Below are 1,432 nucleotides of genomic sequence, written 5' to 3'. Positions count from 1 at the left end.
TAATGCCAGTCAGTTAAGCTGACTGGCATTTTTCTTTGTGGGGTATTTAGTCGGTCTTTTCCTCACTACTCTGGGGTAATACCTGTCAGGTCGTTTGTCAGGGAGCCTCATCATCGTCAGCGATTCCATTAGGTATTCATAGTGAACGGGCAGTTTAGTTACTGTCTCCGGCAATGTGGTCAGGAAGAATACAATGATATGTCTCATACAGAGACCGAAGCTAAGGCGGGAAGGAGATAATTCCGGCATGTCTTTTACGGCATCCAGCATCATCACTCTAATCAGGTTGTAGGCTACCAACAGCCCCCAGAGTTCCTGTCGAACCATCTCAGGTTTCTTACTGCGCAGTGTCAGTTTTGCCTGGTGTAGTGTCTGTTTCATTTCTCTGAAGCCCAGTTCGATTTCCCAGCGTTGAACATACACATTGACAACTTCTTCGTAGGGAAACTGCATTGCATCGACCATTGAACTGAGCACGCGGTAAGACTTTCCATCTACTTTGTAGCGGGTCAGTCTCGCTTCAATGGTTTCGGGTAAACCATCAAATTTCTTCCTGGCTTGAGGAGAGGTTTTAAGCGTGATAACAGCATCATCCTCGCTGAGTTGATGTCTCACAGTATACTGTAAATCTTTACGGGCGGGGAGCATCCAGTGCGTATTAACGCCTTTAGTCATCCACAAGTACAGTAGCCCCAGCGAATAATACCCTCTGTCAAAAAGGGTCAGAGAGTTATCGGGAACCGAAGGAACAAGCCGCTGTGCAAGAGACATCTCTCCCACATCCCGGCTGTCAAATTCACTGGCCAACAGAAGGTGGCTGGACGTTTCCATCAGACTACACATGCGTACCTGTGGGTACGGATTATCACCCTTAGCATTCCGGTCACAACCAAATGCATCAAGGTTCTCAGCAGTATCCTGAGCACGGAACATTACGCCGTCAACCGCCAGTACATTTAAACCACACCACTGTTCAAAGGCATATTCAGTGAATGCCCGCTGTGCCATCAATTTGAAGACGTGACCGACAGCATCATCACCCAACCTTTGGCGGGCTTGTACCACTGCACTCGGAGCAACAAAGCGGTTTTTACCCGGAAGCGAAACATTGAGTTTATTCGCGATGTCCCAGACAGGATCGTTACGAAAAAGACTCATGCCGACAATGGTTAACACTACCGAATCTAAAGGCAAACGGCGACGTCTGACAGTCGCCACACCTGATAGCTCATAGGCTTGCTGAAGAAGTTCAGGGTCAACAAACGACATCAGTTTATCGATGGCATTTAAATCTTCTGCATGGCTGAATGTTTCATCGAGGTTTGTAAGTAAAGACATTAAAAAATCCGATACCAGAGACTGATATCGGATTTTGAAGCCTTAAAAAGATCGGTCAACCGATCATGAAAATTTTCTTAACTGATCGGCATTA

Annotated in this window: 1 protein-coding gene; it reads right to left on the bottom strand. The window is 46.6% G+C overall.

Annotated features, from left to right (window positions below; translation table 11 throughout):
• Positions 1-9 precede the first annotated feature (9 nt).
• A complete protein-coding gene (locus F0261_RS19705) occupies positions 10-1,338 on the bottom strand; it encodes an IS4 family transposase (RefSeq protein WP_171338730.1) in 1,329 nt (442 codons plus the stop codon).
• Positions 1,339-1,432: the final 94 nt, after the last annotated feature.

Origin of the sequence: Alteromonas sp. 07-89-2, from assembly GCF_013113925.1 — a bacterium.
Classification (GTDB): domain Bacteria; phylum Pseudomonadota; class Gammaproteobacteria; order Enterobacterales; family Alteromonadaceae; genus Alteromonas; species Alteromonas macleodii.
This window is presented reverse-complemented; position numbering and strand designations above follow the sequence as displayed.